Genomic DNA, 18,084 nt, shown 5'->3' on the forward strand with positions numbered 1-18,084 from the left:
AGGCATTCGCACTGATGACGGCCCAGCCCGATCACCCCAACGCGAAAGCCGGACACACCCTGATCTCGGTCGACGCGATGGGGGGTGACGAAGGCCCGGCAGCAGTTGTTGCCGGGTGTGCGCTTTCTGCGACAGCAAATCCCGATATCGGTTTTATCCTGCATGGTCCCCGTGATCAGTTGGAGCCTTTGATCGCCAAACGTGCTGAGTTGTCGGGCCGTTGCGAGATACGTCACGCCACGGATGTCGTCACGATGGACGACAAGCCGAGCCAAGTCGTGCGCACCGGCAAAGACAGTTCCATGTGGTCTGCCATCGAATCCGTGCGCAGCGGAGAGGCGGCTGTGGCTGTCTCTTGCGGCAATACCGGCGCTCTGATGGCGATGTCGATGATACGGCTGCGCAAATTGCCGGGCGTGAATCGCCCTGCGATTGCGGTACTCTACCCCTCTTCCAACCCGCAGGGTTTTAACGTGATGCTCGACGTGGGCGCCGATGTGCGCGCCGACGCCGATGATCTGTTGCGTTTCGCGCTGATGGGCACCTCCTACGCCCGCAACGGTATGGATTTGCAGCGCCCCCGCGTGGGGCTGCTGAATGTCGGCACCGAAGAGCATAAGGGCCGCACCGAACTCAAAGAAGCCTATGATTTGATTCGCGCCCAAGGTGATGCTACCGGGTTTGAATTCGTCGGTTTCGTTGAGGGGGGCGATATCTCGGGCAACCGCGCCGATGTCATCGTAACCGATGGGTTCACCGGCAATGTCGCGATCAAGACCGGCGAAGGCACGGCCAGCATGATCGGCGACCGGCTGCGCGAAGCGTTCAAATACTCGCCCCTGTCGCGCCTCGCCTCGCTGCTGGCGCTATACCTCTCTGCGCCGTCTCAGCAAAAAGATCGACCCGCGCCGTGTGAACGGCGGCGTCTTTCTGGGCCTGAACGGCACGGTGGTGAAATCGCACGGCTCCGCCGATGCGACCGGCATCTCCGCTGCGATCAAACTCGCCGCGCAGTTGTCGCAGAATAAATTCAATGACAAGCTAGCCGCTCGCGTCGCCGCGACGCTGCCAGCTGAGGAGTCCGTCAAATGAGCCTGCGCGCCGTTGTCACTGGTTGTGGCCACTACCTGCCCGCCCGTGTCGTGGAAAATGCCGAATTTGAAGCGACCCTCGACACGAATGACGAATGGATCCGCTCGCGCTCGGGCATCGAACGCCGCCACTTTGCCGCCGAAGGTGAGACGACCTCTTCCATGGCCAGCGCCGCCGCGCGCAAGGCGCTTGAAGACGCGGGGCGCGATGTCTCCGATGTTGACGCGATCGTCGTGGCCACCTCCACCCCCGACCTGACCTTCCCGTCGGCCGCGACCATGGTGCAGGCCGAATTGGGCATGACCAATGGTTTCGCCTTTGACGTGCAAGCGGTCTGCGCGGGCTTTGTCTATGCGCTGGCGAACGCCAACGCGCTCATCGTTTCCGGTCAGGCACGCAATGTGCTGGTGATCGGGGCCGAGACGTTCAGCCGCATCATGGATTGGACCGACCGGTCGACCTGTGTGCTTTTTGGCGACGGCGCGGGCGCGCTGCTGCTTGAGGCGCAAGATGGGCAAGGCACGCCAGAGGATCGCGGGATCCTCGCGACTGACCTGAATTCCGACGGGCGCTACCGCGAGTTGCTCTACGTCGATGGCGGCGTCAGCACCGGCACCACGGGCTATCTGCGGATGCAGGGCAATCAGGTGTTCCGCCACGCCGTCGAAAAGCTCGCTGCCACGGCCAATACCGCCATGGAGCGCGCCGGTGTCAGCGCCGAGGATGTCGATTGGATCGTGCCGCATCAGGCCAACATCCGCATCATCCAAGGCACCGCGAAGAAATTGAACCTGCCGATGGAGCGCGTTGTCGTGACCGTGCAGGACCACGGCAACACCTCTGCCGCCTCGATCCCGCTGGCGCTGTCGGTGGGCCGTGAGCGTGGTCAGATCAACAGGGGCGATCTGATCGTCACCGAAGCCATTGGCGGCGGTCTGGCTTGGGGCTCTGTTGTCCTGCGCTGGTAAGTCCCTGAGCTAACGCGGAAAATCTCTGCCGAATCGTGCTCGATCCGGGCATTGATGTTGACTCTAAAAATCTGAGCAGCATATGCTATTGGAAAGCATGGGGGATATAATGCCGAACAAGACATTGACGCGCATGGATTTAAGCGAAGCTGTATTTCGTGAGGTCGGTCTTTCTCGCAATGAGAGTGCTCAGCTGGTCGAAGCCGTGCTTGAGCATATGTCCGACGCTCTGGTCGACGGGGAACAGGTCAAGATTTCCTCTTTCGGCACTTTTTCGGTACGCGACAAAACCGCGCGTGTGGGCCGCAATCCGAAAACCGGCGAAGAGGTTCCGATCAACCCGCGCCGGGTGCTGACCTTTCGCCCCTCGCATCTGATGAAAGACCGGGTTGCCGAAGGCAACAAGTCCTGACCCATGGTCAAATCGCCGGACGCTTTTCGCACCATCTCCGAAGTCGCTGACTGGCTCGGTATCCAAGCCCATGTTCTGCGGTTTTGGGAGAGTAAGTTTACCCAAGTGAAACCCATCAAACGGGCGGGCGGGCGGCGCTATTACCGCCCCGCCGATATGCTGCTGCTTGGTGGGATCAAGAAGTTGCTGCATGACGATGGGCTGACCATCAAAGGCGTTCAGAAGATCCTACGTGAGGAAGGGATGACCCATGTCTCCTCCCTCTCCGCCCCGCTTGATGAGTTGGATTTCGTGGAGCCGCGCCCTGCGCCGAAGCCGGACATCATCCGGCCTGAGACTGGTGTGGTTTTGAACTTTGGCGCGAAAACGGAAGCGCGCGGGGATGAGGTGAGCGCTGAGACGGTCGACACGCGCCAGGAGACGACAGCAGAGCTGGAAGAAGCCGCCCCCGCGGCAGCGCAGCGCCCCTCGCCCATGCCGCCCGCCGACGATCACCCACGGGCCACGCCCGATCCGCTGGCCCCCTCTGACAGCAACACGCCCGATGCGCCGCAACTCCCCGCGTCCGAAGCTAAGCCCGAAGAGGAACCTGCATCGGAGACCGGCCTGCCCGAGTTCCTCAAGCGCCCGCTGGCGGCTGAGCCGGAGAAGATCGCAGAGGTTTCGCCCGCCCCTGCCGAAGCCGAGGCGGAAGACCCCGCAGACGACACGCCAAAACCCGCGATCATCGACCTGCCCGATTTCACCCCGGAAGCCGATTTTCCCGCCCGTCCGGGGCTGCTGAGCGTCGGTGCGCGTGTCCATCGCCTGCCCCGTGACGTGCAACCTCAGGTCGCCGGTCTGCTGCTGGATCTGGCTGAATTGCGCGCGCGCATGGCCGCAGAAGCCGGCGCGGAAACAAATTTCTAATCGCGATGAAAAGATTGGAAATTCCCTCTTGCACCCCCTGCGAGATCGGGTATGAAGCCCACGTAGTCGGGCTATGGCGCAGCCTGGTAGCGCGTCCGTCTGGGGGACGGAAGGTCGCAGGTTCGAGTCCTGCTAGCCCGACCAACCGACTACAACAAAACGCCCGCGCCGGTAACGCGCGGGCGTTTGTCATTTAAGAAGGCCGCGCCCGATGCCCAATGCGATGAACGGGGTGCTCCCCAACCAGCAGATTGCAGCCATGATCGAAAGCGGCGCCATTGCCGCCGATCCCGCGGTCACCTCTGCCCAGATCCAGCCCGCCAGTCTTGACCTCCGCCTCGGCAGCGTCGCCTATCGGGTCCGCGCTTCTTTCCTTGCCGGGCATGGGGCCAAGGTCTCGGATCGTTTGGCGGAGTTCGAGATGCACCGCGTCGACCTCAGCGAAGGGGCCGTGTTGGAGAAAGGCTGTGTCTATGTGGTGCCGCTGATGGAGCGGCTCGCGCTGCCCGAGGGTGTCTCTGCCGTGGCAAATGCCAAAAGCTCCACCGGGCGGCTCGACCTGCTGACCCGTACCATCACCGATGGCGGCACCGAATTCGACCGCATCGCACCGGGCTACACCGGCCCGCTCTACGCCGAGATCTGTCCGCGCTCTTTCTCGGTGCTGGTGCGGCCCGGGATGCGGCTCAATCAGATTCGTTTCGGCAGCGGGGATGCGACCCTCGACGATGACGCGCTGCGCGCGCTGCACGATAAGACACCACTGGTGGATGGGACCGCCGTGATCGATGAGGGGTTGGGCTTCTCCGTCGATCTGCGGCTCCCCGGCACCAGCCTCGTCGGCTACCGCGCGAAGCCGCATACCGGGGTGATCGACCTCGATAAAATTGGCCATTACGATCCCGCCGCCTATTGGGAAGAGGTGCATAGCACCAACGGTCAGATCATCCTCGACCCCGGCGCCTTTTACATCCTCGTCAGCCGCGAAGCGGTGACGATCCCGCCTGCCTATGCCGCTGAAATGGCACCCTATTTGGCGATGGTCGGAGAGTTCCGCGTGCATTACGCGGGCTTCTTCGATCCGGGCTTTGGCCATGCCGAGGCAGGCGGCGCAGGCTCACGCGGGGTGTTGGAGGTGCGCTGTCACGAGGCCCCCTTTGTGCTGGAGCATGGGCAAGTCGTGGGCCGTTTGGTCTATGAGCATATGGCGCAGATCCCCAGCCAGCTTTACGGCGCCGACATCGCCTCGAACTACCAAGGTCAGGGGCTGAAACTGTCCAAGCATTTCCGCTCCGCGTAAAGACTCGGCGCCGGTCAATCCTCGAACAGCTCGCTCTGCCCTTCGGTCGCTTCCGGCTCGTCTTCGCCATCGCCCACGGTGGGCAGCAGACCGGCGGGTGGACGGTTCTCCAACAACCCGGCAGAGCGCAGCTCTTTCAGCCCCGGCAGATCCCGCGCGCTTTCCAGACCGAAGTGATCCAGAAACTCCTGCGTGACGACGAAGGTCACCGGACGGCCCGGGGTCATCTTGCGGCGGCCAAAGCGGATCCACTCCATCTCAAGCAACTGGTCCACCGTGCCCCGCGACACCGATACGCCGCGAATCTCTTCAATCTCGGCGCGGGTGACGGGCTGGTGATAGGCGATGATCGCCAAAGTCTCGATCGCGGCGCGGCTGAGCTTGCGGGTCTCGACCGTTTCCTTATGCATCAGGAAACCAAGGTCCGGCGCGGTGCGAAAGGCGTAGGCATCGCCCACTTTCATCACCTGCACGCCGCGCCCCTGATACCGGTGCCGCAGGAAGGCCATCGCCTCGCCCACGTCTGACCCGCGCGGCAAACGCTCTTCGAGTTCGCGCAGGGTGATCGGCTCGGAACTGGCGAAAAGCACGGCTTCGATCATACGCTCCTGCTCGGCGAGTGAGGGCGCGTCGAACAGTTTCTTTTCTTTGGTTTCAATCTCTTCCGACACGCATCAATCCTTCTTGCGCAGTTGGATGGGGGCGAAAATCTCTTTTTGGCGGATCTCCATATGCCCCTCTTTGACCAGTTGCAAAGAGGCGGCAAAGGTCGCCGCCGTGGCCGAGCGGCGGCGCTCCGGGTCGCTTTCCCAACCCTCGGGCAGGTAGCTGGTCAAATCGCCCCAATCGCCCGCATAGCCGATCAGCCCGCGCATACGGTCCAGCGCCTCTTCCATGGTAAAGACCTTGTCGCGGTCCATCACGAAGGGGCGGAAATCCTCACGCGTGCGGGTGCGCGCATAGCCCTGCATCAGGTCCAGCAGAGTCGCGGTATAGGTGACCTTTTTAACGCTGGTGATCTCTTGGGTCTGGCCGCGGGCAAAGAAGTCCCGGCCAAGCTGATCCCGCGCCATCAGACGCGCGGCGGCGTCGCGCATGGCTTGCAAACGTTCCAGTTGGAAGGCCAGATGCGCGGCCATTTCCTCGCCCGATGGGCCCTCTTCGGTCGGGTCCGGGGGCAGCAGCAGGCGCGACTTGAGGAAAGCCAACCACGCCGCCATGACGAGGTAATCCGCCGCCAGTTCCAGCCGCAACTCCTTTGCCCGTTCGACAAAGGCCAGATACTGCCGCGCCAGTTGCAGCACCGAGATCTTGCGCAGATCGACCTTTTGCGTGCGGCTCAGCGACAGCAGCAGATCAAGCGGCCCTTCATACCCTTCGACATCGATGATGAAGGCTTCGGCGGCCAGCCGGTCGGCCACGGTGCTGCCCGCCCCGCCCCGGTCTTCCTGAAATGTCGTCTCAGCCATGCAATGTCCCGCCCAGAAGCGTCTCAAGCTGGGCGCTGAGGGCGTCGATGTCAACGTCATCGGGGGTTTGCCGCGCATCCATCGCGCGCAGGGCGCGGGTCTGGGCGGCGGGGGTCATCTCGCCCGCGGCTTCGGCCACGGCGCGGCGGTCTTCGAGCGGGCCATTGCAGAAAAGCGCCACGTCACAGCCCGCCGCGATAGCGGCGCGGGTGCTTTCCGCCGGGGTCATTTGCAGCGCTTTCATCGAAATGTCGTCGGTCATCACGAGGTTGTCGAAGCCGATCTCTTCGCGGATCAGCCGCATCACCTCGGGCGACAGGGTCGCCGGGGCATTGTCCAGCGCGTCATAGACCAGATGCGCGGTCATCCCCATCGGCAGATCGCGCAGGCTGCGGAAGGGGGCGAAATCGACCGCCTCCAGATCGATCCGGCGGGCCGCAACCCGGGGCAGATCGTGGTGGCTGTCAAGCGTCGCGCGGCCATGGCCGGGCATGTGCTTCATCACTGGCAAGACCCCTCCGGCCAGCAGTGCATCCGCCACGGCGCGGCCAATCTCGGCCACCTGCCCCGGCGTTTCGCCGTAACAGCGATTGCGCAGAAAACGGTGGGTGTCCGGCCCGGCCACATCGATCAGTGGCGCGCAATTGCTGTCGACCCCGACGCTGTGCAGCTCATGGGCGATGATCCGGTACATCAGGTAAAAGGCGTGGCGCGCTTGATCGCCGGCGCGGGCGGCGAGGTCCATCGGCGGCAACCAATCGCGCCAGTGGGGGGCGCGCATACGCTGCACGCGGCCGCCCTCTTGGTCGATGGTGATGACGGCCTCATGCCCCGCCGCCTCGCGCATCTCTTCGCAGAGCGCGCGGAGTTGGTCGGGGCTGTCGATGTTGCGGGCGAAGAGGATAAAGCCAAAGGGCCGCACGTCCCGAAAGAACGCCTTTTCCTCGACGCTGAGCCGATGGCCCGTCGCGTCGAGGATCGTGGCCCCGAAGGGGCGCATCAGCGCATCACCACCGGGATGCAATCCGCGTTTTCGGCCACGAGGGCCGAGCAGAAGCGGCGTGCGTCGGCGATGTCGTTAAAGCCCATGGCACGCAGGCGGTAGAAGACCCGCCCGCCGCTGGTGGCCTTTTGCACGACGCGGCTCTTGCCTTCGAGATAGGCACCGAAACGGCCCTGCAAACGGTCCCATTGTTCGCGCGCCACCTCGGGGCTGTCAAAGGCGCCAAGCTGGGCCATGCGGGTGCCAGCGGGCAGCGATGCGGGATCGACTTCTTGGGTGGCCGCGGCCACTGGATTAGGTTGCACGGCGGCGGGTGTCACCACGGCACCGCCCGCCGGACGGCGGCGCGGCCGCAGGGAGTTGCGCACGCCGGGCGCGTTCAGCACGGCCTTGACCACCTTGGGCTGCACGGAGGTATCGGCCAGCGCCATCGCCACGGCGGCATCGACAGGATCGCCAGCGGCGGCCTCCTCACCGGTGAGCGGGGCCACGCCATTGGTCAATTGCGCCACGAGGTCTTGGACATTGCCCGAGCGGATCGCTTCGGAGGCGTCGATCAGGTCGCCGTCATCCTCACGCGCCACGGCTGGGGTCGCCGTACCCTGTGTCTTTGAGGCAACCATTGCCACTTTGACGGGCTGGTCTTCGTCTTGCAATTCGATCTGGCGCGGCGCGAGGCGCAGCTCATCTGCCGGGCGCCCGGCGCTGCCTTCGGCGGCGACGACATTGACCGAAAGCCCCTGATGGCGGGCCAATTCGCCACCCGGCTCTTCGGGGCGCACGCGCATCTCGCCTTCGATCGCGCGGACCACCGGGATGCCGGTCACGTCACGCACAAGCAGTTTGTAGCCCCAAACACCGATCCCCGCCACCAGCGCCAAGGACACCACGGCGCCCGCGATATTGGTGAGCGTTGTCAGGGTCTTGGGCGCGCTGCCCACTGCGTAGCTATGCGCGGAATCGGGCGCATAGCCCGCCGTCGTCGGGGAAGACGTGAAATCTGCCATCTCTGCCTCTTTGCCCGGCGTGATACATCGCCACGCGGGTCTGGTCATGGGGTTGCCTGTTTTCGGCGCGCTGGTGCGGTTACCGCATCTCTTGCGCCGGTGTGACCCCGAGAATACCAAGACCCGCCGCAATTACAATCGCAACGGCACGCGACAGCGCGATTTTCGCCTGCGAGGTGGCCGCGTCCCCTTCTTGCAAGGCGCGCAAGCCATCCTCAGACCGGCCCAAGTGGTAGAGGCTGTGGAAATCGGAGGCCAATTCATAGAGGTAGAAGGCCACCCGGTGCGGCTCATTGCTGCGCGCGGCGGTCTCGACCAAACGGGGCCATTCGGCAAGCTTGCGCAGCAGGCCGATCTCGGCCTCATGGTCGAGCTTAGACAAATCCGCGTCCAGCAGCGTGGCATCCGCCACCTCGATCCCCGCCTCTTCGGCTTTGCGCAGGATCGACGCGACCCGGGCATGGGCGTATTGCACGTAAAAGACCGGGTTCTCGCGGCTTTGCTCCAACACCTTGTCGAAATCGAAGTCGAGCATCGCGTCGTTCTTGCGCGTCAACATGACAAAGCGCGTCACGTCCGGGCCGACCTGATCCACCACATCGCGCAGGGTCACGAAAGTCCCTGCCCGTTTGGACATCTTGAACGGCTCGCCGTTTTTGAAAAGCTTCACCAACTGCGTCAGCTTGATATCGAGCGGCACATGCCCGTCGCTCAGCGCCGAAACTGCCGCTTTCATCCGTTTGACGTAGCCGCCATGATCCGCGCCAAAGACGTCGATCAGCATGTCGAAATCACGGCTGACCTTGTCATAGTGATAAGCGATATCGGGGGCAAAATAGGTCCAAGACCCGTCGGATTTCTTGACCGGGCGGTCGACATCGTCGCCATGTTCGGTGGATTTGAACAGGGTCTGTTCGCGCGGTTCCCAATCGTCAGGCTTCTTACCCTTCGGCGGCTCCAACACGCCTTCGTAGATCAACCCTTTGGCTTCGAGCGAGGCGATGGCCGCTTCGATCTGACCCGTGCCATAGAGCGATTTTTCGCTATAGAACACGTCCACTTCAACACCCAGTGCCGCCAGATCGTCGCGAATGAGGTTCATCATCGCATCGGTGGCGAATTCGCGGATATCGTCCAGCCATTCGCTTTCCGGCTGGTCGACCAGCTTGTCGCCGTACATCTTGGCCAGCGCTTCGCCCAGCGGGATCAGATAGTCGCCGGGATAGGTGCCATCGGGGAAGGCCACCTCTTTGCCATTGGCTTCAAGGTAGCGCAGATAGACCGACCGGGCGAGCACATCGACCTGCGCACCGCCGTCGTTAATGTAGTATTCCCGCGTCACGTCATAGCCGGCGAAGTCCAGCAGGCTCGCCAGCGCATCACCAAAGACCGCGCCCCGGGTGTGGCCCACATGCAGCGGCCCCGTCGGGTTGGCCGAGACATATTCAACGTTCACCCGCTGACCGGCGCCAAGGATCGCGCGGCCAAAGTCGGTGCCTTGGCTCAGCACCTGACGGGCGACATTCTGCCAAACCGAAGGCGCAAGGCGCAGGTTGATGAACCCCGGCCCCGCCACTTCGGCAGAGGTGATGCGCGGATCGTTTTGCAATTGCGCGGCCAGTGCTTCGGCAATGTCGCGCGGCTTCATGCCCGCAGGTTTGGCCAGCACCATCGCGGCATTGGTGGCCATGTCGCCATGGGCCGCGTCACGCGGCGGCTCAGCGGTGATCGGGTCAAAGTTCAGGGTCGCAGGCAGGGCTTCCTGCGCGACCATCTGTTCCAGCGTCGCAATGATGAGATGGCGAATTTCGGCAAATAGGTTCATGTCGGGTATCCTTGTTCCCCGCCCGTTTATCATGTGCGGGGGTGCAGTCAATCAAGCGTCGGGCCGTCGCGGCCCAAGTTGGGGAGTGGCGTTTGAAACGGCGTGCTCAGCCGAGGTCCAAACGCCCAGATCGGAGCCGTCGCCCCGCTTCGGAGCCAAGGAACAGCGCGCTTTCCGCTGCAAGCTCTGCCTGCCCCTCTGGCACGGTGATCAGGTGGAAATGCAACCCCCGTGGCCCGAACACCTCGTCGAGCGCGGCATTGGCCGCTTCAAACGCACCGATCATGGCATGCCCGGCCAGCGCCAATGGTTGACTTGGCCGCGGCAGGACGGTCACCACCGCCCCCTGCCCGGCCACCAGACCCCGGCCCAAGGCACGCATCATGGCCGAAAGCCCGCGGATCTGCGCATCCGTGCCTTTGCAGCAATCTTCGGGGTCGAGCGGCATCAGGTTCAGCACCATATGCAGCGGCGTGCCGCCCCAATTGCGGTGCAACGGCTCAAACCGCGCGACCAGATCGCCGGCCAGCGCCAGTGCTTCGACACGTTCTGCCGATTGGCTCATCAACCGCGCCAGCACCGTAGGATCGCGGTCCATCGCCACGACTTCCGCCCCCAGATCCGCCGCGCGTTTGGCCACCGCAGGCCCCGGCGCTTGCCCCGCCGAGAGGATCGCGAATGTCGCGTCACCGGCCAGACTTTCCGGCAGAACGGGGGTTTGTATCATGTCATCTCACCTATGGATCATCAAAAGAAGACTACCATGCCGCGAAGACTAGCGGAAGCTGCGCAGGTCGCTGTCGAAGAGACGCGCGTGTTCTTGTAGGGCGAAACGGTCGGTCATGCCCGCAATATAATCAGACACCATCCGCGCCAACGTGGTTTCATCCTCTGCCGCCTCAATCGCCGCCGCCCAATGGCGCGGCAGGAGGTTGGGCTGTGACAGGAACAGCGGGAACAGGTCCTCGACCACCTTGGTCACCTTCTCGCGATTCTCCATCACCGAGGGGGCGCGATACATGCGGGTGAAGAGAAACTTGCGGATCTCGCGCAGGTCTTGCCAGACGGGGTCTGAGAAACGGATCACTGGGCGGCCCAGATGGCGGATGTCGTCAGGGGATTTCGCCCCCGAGTCCTTCAGCAGTTTGGCCGAGGTTTCAATCACATCGCCGACCATAACCCCAAAGACCCGCCGCAGCGCCTCGTGACGGCGGCGGTAGCTGTCGGTCTCGGGGTAGAGCCGGTCAACCTCAGCATAGGCGGGGCCGACCATGGGCAGTTCGGCAATCTCACTTTCCGTAAACAGCCCTGCGCGCAGACCGTCGTGCAGATCGTGGTTGTTATAGGCGATGTCATCGGAGAGCGCGGCGACCTGCGCCTCGGCGCTGGCATGGGTGTGCAGTTCCAGATCGTGCCGCGCGTTGTAATCGGCCAGCGCATGGGGTACCTCGCCCGTCACCGGCCCGTTGTGTTTCGCGATGCCTTCCAGCGTGTCCCACGTCAGGTTCAGCCCGTCGAATTCGGCATAGTGCCGCTCCAGCGTGGTGACGATCTTGATCGCCTGCGCGTTGTGATCGAAGCCGCCGTAGGGCTCCATCAGCTTGTGCAGCGCATCTTCGCCGGTGTGGCCAAAGGGCGTGTGGCCCAGATCATGGGCCAGTGCCACCGCCTCGGTCAGCTCGCCATTCAGACGCAGCGCGCCTGCGATGGTCCGCGCGACCTGCGCCACTTCGATGGAATGGGTCAAACGGGTGCGGAAATAGTCGCCCTCATGCTCCACAAAGACCTGTGTCTTATGTTTGAGCCGCCGAAAGGCGGAAGCATGAATGATCCGGTCCCGATCCCGCTGATAACAGGAGCGAAAAGTGCTTTCCTCTTCCGGCACCAACCGTCCCTTGGCGGTGTCCGGATCAGAGGCGAATTCTGCGCGCATCGCGGCTGGTCCTCTCTCGCGGTCCTTGTGACCTGTCCTCGTGCTTTCTATATGTTAGAGGAACGCGAAAGAAAACCGATGCATCGGAGCCCGCAGATGAACCTGCCCCCCAAAGTCACCCCCCGCGCCTTTGAACGCCTCGCCGAGATCGGGGCCGCAGACGAAGGCAAGGCCCTGCGCATCGCTGTCGAAGGCGGCGGCTGCTCGGGCTTTCAATACGACATCGCGCTGGACGAGCCCGCCGAAGATGACCTCGTGCTCGAAGGCAGTGGTCAGAAGGTGGTGGTCGATAGCGTCTCCCTGCCGTTTCTGGCCGACGCCGTGATCGATTTCACCGAAGAGTTGATCGGCGCGCGTTTCACCATCGAGAACCCCAATGCGACTGCGGCCTGCGGTTGCGGCACGTCCTTTTCGATGTAAGTCTTTCGGGCGCGTTTAACCGCGCGCCCGGGCGAACCCCTCGAAGAATTCGTCGAAATATGGCCCGGCGCGTTCGGCGCGCAGTAGGATCGCGTGGCTTTCCGCGCAAAGATACGACAGCACATGCGGGCGCATCTGCCCCCAGTCAGCCCGGCGCTTTGCGCCCATGTCGTTGAGGCAAGCCGCCAGCGGGCGCAGCGCCCCCTCCCCCTTTCGACCTTTGTGGAAACGCAATGCGCCTTTTGGGATATCGGTAGATCGCATCGGGCGGCCCGCAATCTGCAGGGCCCAGCCGGTGACGAGCCATTCGTGGTAATCGTCCTGCAAAGGCGCGCCTTCATCAGCGTAGACCCGCATGGTACGGTGGCTGGCGGCAATGGTATCCTCCCACAGGGGGCTGGGGCCCTGCCCGGCAAAACGCAGCGCGGCGCAGACCTCGGCCAGCAGGTCCATATCCTGATCGAGAAAAGCCAGCAGCCCCGTGAAATGCAGGCTTTTCAGCGCGGCCTCCGGCAGGACGGGGGGCCGGCGGCCATAGTCCGACAGGTAGAAAACGATATGGGTCAACTCATAGGCCGCCTTCCGATTGGGCATGGCGAAGGTGGCACTGCGGACGATGAAATCGCGCAACCGTTGAGCGAGGGCCCCGTCCTCCACCCGTGGCCCCACACCCCGACGGCGCAGCAGACGGCGTGCCTCGGCCCGTTGTAGATCCGACAGCTCCGCCCCCTCCAGCCCTGCCCGCGCAACCTTGGCGCAAAGGGCCGCGCCGTAGTGCCGAGGCAAACCGAGGTCTTCGAGGTCGAGGCAGATCGACAGGATGAAACGGTAATACTGAGGAAAATCGCGCAGCAGGTCCCGGCAACCCCGATGGAAGGCCGCGAGCGGCTGAAGCGCCGCGGTGTCGAGCGTGGCCCCCGTGCTGGCCAGCGCCCCGAGCAGTTCGGCGTTTTCCTTTAGCCAAAAGACATCCCCCTGCGTGCGACGCCCCTCTGCAAAGGCTCGGATCAGCCGGGCCGTTTGCACGGCCGGGTCTTGGCTTTCGTCAGGTTTGAGCAGAACAACATTGGTCATCACATGGCCTCCGACAGGGGGAACGGCGGGCGACAAAGCCGCCCGCTTGCACAGGCTTCAGCCGCTGAAGGGCAGCCCCTCAGCCGGGGCGAGGCCAGTGGTGAACAGGCCGACCCCGCCGCCTTGCGTGATGCTGCTGTCCTGCTGTAGCCCCGTGGTGAACATCTCGACCCCCTCCCCCAACAACATGTCACCGCCCCCACGGTTGAGGCCGGTGGTGAAAAGGCCAACACCGGCGCCAAGCGCCATGGGATTGTCCTCTGTCTGAGGGGCTGTTACGGGGGCGAAGTCGCTTGCAAGAATAGCAGTCATCGTGAGGTCCTTTCAAAGGGATTTGCAATTTAAAGATGTAGTTCTTCGACTGACGCACGTTAAGCGTGTTTATCCAAGCATTTTTCGGCTAACGTATTGTACTGAAAGACTTATCCACATTAAGGTCGCGCCACAGTTTCGCCTCAAACCTCAATTTCTCTTGCGCCCTGTGGAGAAAAAGAAATGCCGCCCACAGGGCAGGATCGAGACAATACGGGCAACCGCCTCGCGGACTTTCTATAATAGCGAGAAATCTGACCCGAGAATCACCTTAAGCGCGCAAGCCTTCCCCTTGCTCCGCGACGCCAATTGCGCGATAGCAGTCGGACGTCGAAAGAGGGCCGGATATGAAAATCGCGAGTTTCAACATCAACGGTATCAAGGCCCGCGCGGCGGCCCTTCCCGAATGGCTTGATGAGGCGCAGCCGGACGTTGTCGTGCTGCAAGAGATCAAGTCAGTGGATGAGGCCTTCCCCCGCGAAATGCTCGAAGAGCGGGGCTATAACGTCGAAACCCACGGGCAGAAATCCTTTAACGGCGTGGCGATCCTGTCGAAACTCCCGCTTGAGGATGTGACCCGCGGCCTGCCGGGCGATGATGCCGATGATCAGGCCCGCTGGATCGAAGCGACGGTTGTGGGCGACGATATGGCGCTGCGGGTTTGCGGGCTCTACCTGCCCAATGGCAACCCGGCGCCGGGGCCGAAATATGACTATAAACTCGCATGGATGGCGCGGCTGCAAGCCCGTGCCGAAGCGCTTCTGGCCGAGGAAACGCCCTTCCTCATGGCGGGGGATTACAACATCATCCCGCAAGCGGAAGACGCGGCCAAACCCGACAGCTGGCGCGAAGATGCCCTCTTCCGCCCCGAGTCCCGCGCCGCGTGGCGGCGGCTGGTGAACCTTGGCCTCACGGACGCCTTCCGGGCGCGCACCCAAGGGCCGGGGCATTACTCATTCTGGGATTATCAGGCGGGTGCGTGGAACCGCAACAACGGCATCCGCATCGACCACTTCCTCCTGTCGCCCACTGTGGCCGACCGGCTGCGCGAGTGCCAGATCGACCGCGACGTGCGCGGGCGCGACAAGCCGTCGGATCACGTGCCCATCTGGGTCGAACTGGATATCTGAGGTCAGGCCTCCAGTTCGGCATCCCAATAGAGGAAATCCATCCAGCTTTCATGCAGATGGCCGGGCGGGAATTTGCGGCCCATGTTGCGCAGCTCTTCGGCGGCGGGTTGCCGCGGCGGTTTGCGCAGGGCAAGCCCCGTGCGGTGCAGGGGCCGCGAGCCTTTGCGCAGGTTGCAAGGGCTACAGGCGGCGACCACGTTTTGCCAACTGGTCACCCCACCGGCGGCACGGGGCACCACATGGTCAAAGGTCAGATCGCCCTTCGCGCCGCAGTATTGGCAGCGGAATTCATCCCTCAGAAATAAATTAAAGCGCGTGAAGGCCACGCGCTTTTGAGGTTTGACATAGTCTTTGAGAACGACAACCGAGGGGATCCTGATCACCGTAGAGGGGCTGCGCACCACCTCGTCATATTCGGCGACGATCTCGACCCGGTCGAGCCATTTGGCCTTTACCGCCTCCTGCCATGGCCAGAGCGACAGCGGGTAATAGGATAAAGGTCGGTAATCCGCGTTGAGCACCAGCGCGGGGTGGTGTTTGAGCGCCGCCGGGTGGCGGGTAAATTCGGTCCTGAAATCGCCGTCCATCTGGTCGCGTCCTCTGCCCGTTTTAGTCACTATATCTCGCGGTTTCTCTCTGGCAAGACAAAGGTGAACCACTAGATGTCGCCGGTTTTGCCCAAAGATTACGACAGAGGCGTGACAGATGGGCAGAGTTTGTTAACGTTGTGGCATGTCGAAAAGCCCCCTCCCCGATGCGCCCGCCCCGCAATCCCTGCTCGAAGCCGCCGTCTATGCCGATGATCTGGACGCGGCGCGGGGGTTTTACCGCGACATTCTGGGGCTGAAACTGTTTCAGGAGGTGCCGGGCCGGCATATGTTCTTTGCGCTTGGGCCTTCGGTCTTGCTGGTCTTCAACTCCACCGCCACGGCGCAGCCGCCCGGCAATCCGAAAATGCCGGTGCCGCCCCATGGGGCGCAGGGCCCGGGGCATGTCTGCTTTGCGATGAAACGCGCTGAGATCGCCACGATGGAGACGCGGCTGCGGGCCGCCGAGGTCGAGATCGACACCAGCTTTGATTGGCCCAACGGGGCGCGCTCGCTCTATGTGCGCGACCCCGCGGGCAATTCGGTCGAGTTCGCCGAACCCTGGCTTTGGGACGAAATGAAGGGTTAAAGCCCCAGTTTGTCACGCATGAAGGCGAGCGCCACGCTCAGCCCATCGGGCGCGATGCCATGGCCAGTGCCCTTCATCACATGGGCGTAAACGTCTTGCCACCCCGCCTCTTGCAGCGCTTCGGCGGCCTGCGGCAAGGATTGCGGCGGCACCACGTCATCGGCATCCCCATGAACCAGCAGCACCGGCGGTTTGACCTGCGCCTCTTCGGCCAGCGCTTCGGGGTTGAGCAGACGGCCCGAGAAGGCCACGATCCCCGCCACCGCATCTTCGCGGCGCGGGGCCACATGCAGCGACATCATCGTGCCTTGGGAAAAGCCGAAGAGCACGACCTGTTCGGGCAGCACGTCTTCGTCGACCATCAGCGCATCGAGGAAGGCGTCGAGGTCTTCGACCGCGCTCATCATGCCGCGCATCGATTCCTCTTCGGATGATCCGTCGATCCACGGGATCGGGAACCACTGATAGCCCATCGGCGCACCGGCGCAGGCCTCGGGCGCGTCGGGGGCGACGAAAAGCGTGTCGGGCAAATGCTCGCTCAGCGGATCGGCAAGGCCCAGCAGATCGGCGCCATTCGCGCCGTAGCCATGCAGGAACACCACCACCGACCGTGTGGTGCCAGAGACCGGCGCGCGGCGCTCGGCGTTCAAAACCCGTGTCATGACAATCCTTCCTTTTGTTTCAACACCCGGTAGTAGGCGAAGAGCAGCCGCGCCGCAACCGACCGCCAAGGTGACCATGCGGCGGCCATGGCGGAGAGGTCTTTCGGCGTTGGCCGGGTAGGAAGATCAAACAGCCCCCGCGCGGCTTCTTGCAACGCCAGATCGCCGCTTGGGAAAACATCGCGCCGACCAAGGCAGAACATCACATAGACCTGCGCGGTCCATGGCCCGATGCCCGGCATGGCGATCAGTGCTGCGATGGCTTCGTCATCGGACAGGCAATGTAGCGCGTCAAAATCGAAATCACGTTCCGCCAAGGCCAACACATAGCGCGCCTTGGGGCGGCTCAGCCCCGCAGTACGCAGGCCCTCGTCTCCGGCGCGCAGGACGTTTTCGGGCCGATCCAACCCCGCCGCGACAAGCCGCGTATAGATCGCCCGCGCCGAGGCCACGCTCACCTGCTGCCCCACAATGATGTCGAGCAGCCCCGCGAAACCGGGCGGGCGGAGGCGCAGGGGCAGCGGGCCGGTCTGGGCCAGCGCCATGGCGAAACGCGGCTCTCGCTCGGCCAGCCATGCCGCGCCCTCGGACACATCGGCGTCGCAGGTGATTGGAGGCGCGAGCCTCACAGCTGTGCCACCCAATCCAGCATCGCGTCGAGATCTGTTAGACAAGGTGCGCCCTTTGGCAGTGGCGGTCTGTCGATCAGGATCACCGGCAGGCCGAGCGACAGGGCGGCATCGACTTTCGGGCGGCTGGCCTGCCCGCCGAGGTTGCGGCAAATCAGCAGGTCGACGCCGAGGTCGCGGAACAATGCCGTTTCACTCTCCACGGTGAATGGCGGATCGCCAAAGATCAGGTCGACAAAGTCAAAGGGCGCGGCGCGGTCATGGCGGCTCGTCTGTCGCAGCATGAGGCGCGCGCCCTTGAACGGTTGGAAGGTTGGCAGGCTGGCCCAACCAGTCGCGGCAAAGACGCGGGCAGCGGGCGGCACGGCGCGGGCGGCGGCCGCGACATCCGGCACCGATTGCAGCAACGGATTGTCCAGCGGCCAAAGGGGCCGCGAAAAGCTGACGAAGGGTTTGCCCAAAGACGTGGCGGCGGCATAGCCTGCGTGGCTCAGCCCCGCATCGAACCCATGGCTGAGATCGAGCACCGCATCAAAGCCCGCCATATCGCGCCGCAGCGCCGCGGCATCCCCGGCATCGCGCATCTCATAGGTTATCGGCATCGGGTTGCTGCCGCGCGGCGGCTCCGTCAGCCAAGCGGTGACCCGGTGCCCGGCCTGCGTCAAGGCACGGGCAAGCTGCCGCGCTTCGGCGGTGCCAGCGAGCAGAAGAAGGGTCAGCGAAGGGCGAACGGCGGCGGTCATCGGCGCGATCATCGGCGAGC

At 63.5% G+C, this 18,084-nt stretch carries 20 protein-coding genes, 1 tRNA gene and 1 pseudogene; 9 read left to right on the forward strand and 13 right to left on the reverse strand.

Going from position 1 to position 18,084, the window contains the following annotated elements:
* Window positions 1–14 precede the first annotated feature (14 nt).
* The 6 genes and pseudogenes from plsX (at window position 15) to FCK22_RS00670 (ending at window position 4,681) form a co-directional block, all read left to right on the forward strand.
* Window positions 15–1,092: pseudogene (gene plsX / locus FCK22_RS00645) on the forward strand (phosphate acyltransferase PlsX).
* On the forward strand, window positions 1,089–2,060 hold the full coding sequence (locus tag FCK22_RS00650; RefSeq protein ID WP_067265869.1) for a beta-ketoacyl-ACP synthase III: 972 nt from the start codon (window positions 1,089–1,091) through the stop codon (window positions 2,058–2,060). Before plsX ends, FCK22_RS00650 begins: the two are co-directional and overlap by 4 nt.
* A gap of 109 nt (window positions 2,061–2,169) precedes the next feature.
* Window positions 2,170–2,472 (forward strand): integration host factor subunit alpha, encoded by a 303-nt coding sequence (ihfA, locus tag FCK22_RS00655; protein ID WP_067265868.1) that lies wholly within the window; start codon window positions 2,170–2,172, stop codon window positions 2,470–2,472.
* 3 nt (window positions 2,473–2,475) lie between these two features.
* Window positions 2,476–3,381, forward strand: a complete 906-nt coding sequence (locus FCK22_RS00660) for a MerR family transcriptional regulator (protein WP_067265866.1) — start codon at window positions 2,476–2,478, stop codon at window positions 3,379–3,381.
* A gap of 67 nt (window positions 3,382–3,448) precedes the next feature.
* Window positions 3,449–3,525: transfer RNA gene (locus tag FCK22_RS00665), tRNA-Pro, on the forward strand.
* Between the two features lie 79 nt (window positions 3,526–3,604).
* The gene (locus FCK22_RS00670) at window positions 3,605–4,681 is read left to right on the forward strand and encodes a 2'-deoxycytidine 5'-triphosphate deaminase (protein ID WP_067265991.1); all 1,077 of its coding nucleotides are present in this window, start codon (window positions 3,605–3,607) and stop codon (window positions 4,679–4,681) included.
* A gap of 14 nt (window positions 4,682–4,695) precedes the next feature.
* Here FCK22_RS00670 and scpB read toward each other — a convergent pair whose 3' ends face one another.
* From scpB to FCK22_RS00705, 7 genes are all read right to left on the reverse strand, one after another.
* Entirely contained in the window at window positions 4,696–5,352 is a 657-nt protein-coding gene (gene scpB / locus FCK22_RS00675) for an SMC-Scp complex subunit ScpB (RefSeq protein ID WP_067265864.1), read from the reverse strand.
* A 3-nt stretch (window positions 5,353–5,355) separates the two neighbouring features.
* Complete coding sequence (locus FCK22_RS00680; RefSeq protein ID WP_067265862.1) at window positions 5,356–6,150, reverse strand: ScpA family protein; 795 nt, start codon at window positions 6,148–6,150, stop codon at window positions 5,356–5,358.
* The gene (nagZ, locus tag FCK22_RS00685; RefSeq protein ID WP_067265859.1) at window positions 6,143–7,150 is read right to left on the reverse strand and encodes a beta-N-acetylhexosaminidase; all 1,008 of its coding nucleotides are present in this window, start codon (window positions 7,148–7,150) and stop codon (window positions 6,143–6,145) included. Before nagZ ends, FCK22_RS00680 begins: the two co-directional genes overlap by 8 nt.
* The gene (locus FCK22_RS00690) at window positions 7,150–8,160 is read right to left on the reverse strand and encodes an SPOR domain-containing protein (RefSeq protein WP_231886378.1); all 1,011 of its coding nucleotides are present in this window, start codon (window positions 8,158–8,160) and stop codon (window positions 7,150–7,152) included. Before FCK22_RS00690 ends, nagZ begins: the two co-directional genes overlap by 1 nt.
* 79 nt (window positions 8,161–8,239) lie before the next feature.
* A complete protein-coding gene (gene argS / locus FCK22_RS00695) occupies window positions 8,240–9,985 on the reverse strand; it encodes an arginine--tRNA ligase (protein ID WP_136720125.1) in 1,746 nt (581 codons plus the stop codon).
* 106 nt (window positions 9,986–10,091) lie between these two features.
* Window positions 10,092–10,712 carry a hypothetical protein gene (locus FCK22_RS00700; protein WP_067265855.1) on the reverse strand — a complete coding sequence of 207 codons (621 nt, stop codon included), beginning with the start codon at window positions 10,710–10,712 and terminating at the stop codon, window positions 10,092–10,094.
* Window positions 10,713–10,760: 48 nt separating this feature from the next.
* Window positions 10,761–11,918, reverse strand: coding sequence for a deoxyguanosinetriphosphate triphosphohydrolase (locus FCK22_RS00705; protein ID WP_067265853.1), 1,158 nt, complete (start codon window positions 11,916–11,918; stop codon window positions 10,761–10,763).
* 96 nt (window positions 11,919–12,014) lie between these two features.
* Between FCK22_RS00705 and FCK22_RS00710 the strand changes: the two genes are divergently transcribed.
* Window positions 12,015–12,338, forward strand: coding sequence for an iron-sulfur cluster assembly accessory protein (locus FCK22_RS00710; protein ID WP_067265985.1), 324 nt, complete (start codon window positions 12,015–12,017; stop codon window positions 12,336–12,338).
* Window positions 12,339–12,353: 15 nt separating this feature from the next.
* On the opposite strand, the gene FCK22_RS00715 is transcribed toward FCK22_RS00710, so the two are convergent.
* Together FCK22_RS00715 and FCK22_RS00720 are read right to left on the reverse strand one after the other, a co-directional pair.
* On the reverse strand, window positions 12,354–13,412 hold the full coding sequence (locus FCK22_RS00715) for a hypothetical protein (RefSeq protein ID WP_067265851.1): 1,059 nt from the start codon (window positions 13,410–13,412) through the stop codon (window positions 12,354–12,356).
* A 57-nt stretch (window positions 13,413–13,469) separates the two neighbouring features.
* Entirely contained in the window at window positions 13,470–13,724 is a 255-nt protein-coding gene (locus FCK22_RS00720) for a DUF6749 family protein (protein ID WP_067265848.1), read from the reverse strand.
* Window positions 13,725–14,071: 347 nt separating this feature from the next.
* On the opposite strand from FCK22_RS00720, the gene xth reads away from it, so the two are divergent.
* Entirely contained in the window at window positions 14,072–14,854 is a 783-nt protein-coding gene (gene xth, locus FCK22_RS00725) for an exodeoxyribonuclease III (RefSeq protein WP_067265846.1), read from the forward strand.
* A gap of 2 nt (window positions 14,855–14,856) precedes the next feature.
* Here the strand turns inward: xth and FCK22_RS00730 are convergent, their stop codons facing one another.
* On the reverse strand, window positions 14,857–15,441 hold the full coding sequence (locus tag FCK22_RS00730) for an HNH endonuclease (RefSeq protein WP_067265843.1): 585 nt from the start codon (window positions 15,439–15,441) through the stop codon (window positions 14,857–14,859).
* Window positions 15,442–15,586: 145 nt separating this feature from the next.
* Between FCK22_RS00730 and FCK22_RS00735 the strand changes: the two genes are divergently transcribed.
* Window positions 15,587–16,030, forward strand: coding sequence for a VOC family protein (locus tag FCK22_RS00735; RefSeq protein WP_136720126.1), 444 nt, complete (start codon window positions 15,587–15,589; stop codon window positions 16,028–16,030).
* Here FCK22_RS00735 and FCK22_RS00740 read toward each other — a convergent pair.
* Genes FCK22_RS00740 through FCK22_RS00750 form a run of 3 tightly spaced genes read right to left on the reverse strand, consistent with a single transcriptional unit; the run spans window position 16,027 to window position 18,064 of the window.
* On the reverse strand, window positions 16,027–16,692 hold the full coding sequence (locus FCK22_RS00740; RefSeq protein WP_067267442.1) for an alpha/beta fold hydrolase: 666 nt from the start codon (window positions 16,690–16,692) through the stop codon (window positions 16,027–16,029). The two genes, FCK22_RS00735 and FCK22_RS00740, sit on opposite strands and share 4 nt — an antisense overlap.
* The gene (locus FCK22_RS00745) at window positions 16,689–17,321 is read right to left on the reverse strand and encodes a DNA-3-methyladenine glycosylase (RefSeq protein WP_067267443.1); all 633 of its coding nucleotides are present in this window, start codon (window positions 17,319–17,321) and stop codon (window positions 16,689–16,691) included. Before FCK22_RS00745 ends, FCK22_RS00740 begins: the two co-directional genes overlap by 4 nt.
* A complete protein-coding gene (locus FCK22_RS00750; protein ID WP_067267455.1) occupies window positions 17,318–18,064 on the reverse strand; it encodes a precorrin-6A/cobalt-precorrin-6A reductase in 747 nt (248 codons plus the stop codon). The genes FCK22_RS00745 and FCK22_RS00750 overlap by 4 nt, the downstream gene beginning before the upstream one ends.
* Between the last annotated feature and the right edge of the window lie 20 nt (window positions 18,065–18,084).

The sequence above is a fragment of the Sulfitobacter sp. 15WGC genome (assembly GCF_005068605.1).
Taxonomy (GTDB): domain Bacteria; phylum Pseudomonadota; class Alphaproteobacteria; order Rhodobacterales; family Rhodobacteraceae; genus Sulfitobacter; species Sulfitobacter faviae.

Coding starts and splice junctions, on each gene's coding strand:
- FCK22_RS00670 (WP_067265991.1), top strand. CDS start 3,605: ATGAACGGGGTGCTCCCCAACCAGCAGATTGCAGCCATGATCGAAAGC.
- argS (WP_136720125.1), bottom strand. CDS start 9,985: ATGAACCTATTTGCCGAAATTCGCCATCTCATCATTGCGACGCTGGAA.
- FCK22_RS00700 (WP_067265855.1), bottom strand. CDS start 10,712: ATGATACAAACCCCCGTTCTGCCGGAAAGTCTGGCCGGTGACGCGACA.
- FCK22_RS00735 (WP_136720126.1), top strand. CDS start 15,587: ATGTCGAAAAGCCCCCTCCCCGATGCGCCCGCCCCGCAATCCCTGCTC.
- FCK22_RS00730 (WP_067265843.1), bottom strand. CDS start 15,441: ATGGACGGCGATTTCAGGACCGAATTTACCCGCCACCCGGCGGCGCTC.
- FCK22_RS00715 (WP_067265851.1), bottom strand. CDS start 13,412: ATGACCAATGTTGTTCTGCTCAAACCTGACGAAAGCCAAGACCCGGCC.
- FCK22_RS00710 (WP_067265985.1), top strand. CDS start 12,015: ATGAACCTGCCCCCCAAAGTCACCCCCCGCGCCTTTGAACGCCTCGCC.
- FCK22_RS00690 (WP_231886378.1), bottom strand. CDS start 8,160: ATGGCAGATTTCACGTCTTCCCCGACGACGGCGGGCTATGCGCCCGAT.
- FCK22_RS00750 (WP_067267455.1), bottom strand. CDS start 18,064: ATGACCGCCGCCGTTCGCCCTTCGCTGACCCTTCTTCTGCTCGCTGGC.
- FCK22_RS00650 (WP_067265869.1), top strand. CDS start 1,089: ATGAGCCTGCGCGCCGTTGTCACTGGTTGTGGCCACTACCTGCCCGCC.
- FCK22_RS00660 (WP_067265866.1), top strand. CDS start 2,476: ATGGTCAAATCGCCGGACGCTTTTCGCACCATCTCCGAAGTCGCTGAC.
- nagZ (WP_067265859.1), bottom strand. CDS start 7,150: ATGCGCCCCTTCGGGGCCACGATCCTCGACGCGACGGGCCATCGGCTC.
- FCK22_RS00680 (WP_067265862.1), bottom strand. CDS start 6,150: ATGGCTGAGACGACATTTCAGGAAGACCGGGGCGGGGCGGGCAGCACC.
- ihfA (WP_067265868.1), top strand. CDS start 2,170: ATGCCGAACAAGACATTGACGCGCATGGATTTAAGCGAAGCTGTATTT.
- FCK22_RS00740 (WP_067267442.1), bottom strand. CDS start 16,692: ATGACACGGGTTTTGAACGCCGAGCGCCGCGCGCCGGTCTCTGGCACC.
- FCK22_RS00705 (WP_067265853.1), bottom strand. CDS start 11,918: ATGCGCGCAGAATTCGCCTCTGATCCGGACACCGCCAAGGGACGGTTG.
- FCK22_RS00720 (WP_067265848.1), bottom strand. CDS start 13,724: ATGACTGCTATTCTTGCAAGCGACTTCGCCCCCGTAACAGCCCCTCAG.
- xth (WP_067265846.1), top strand. CDS start 14,072: ATGAAAATCGCGAGTTTCAACATCAACGGTATCAAGGCCCGCGCGGCG.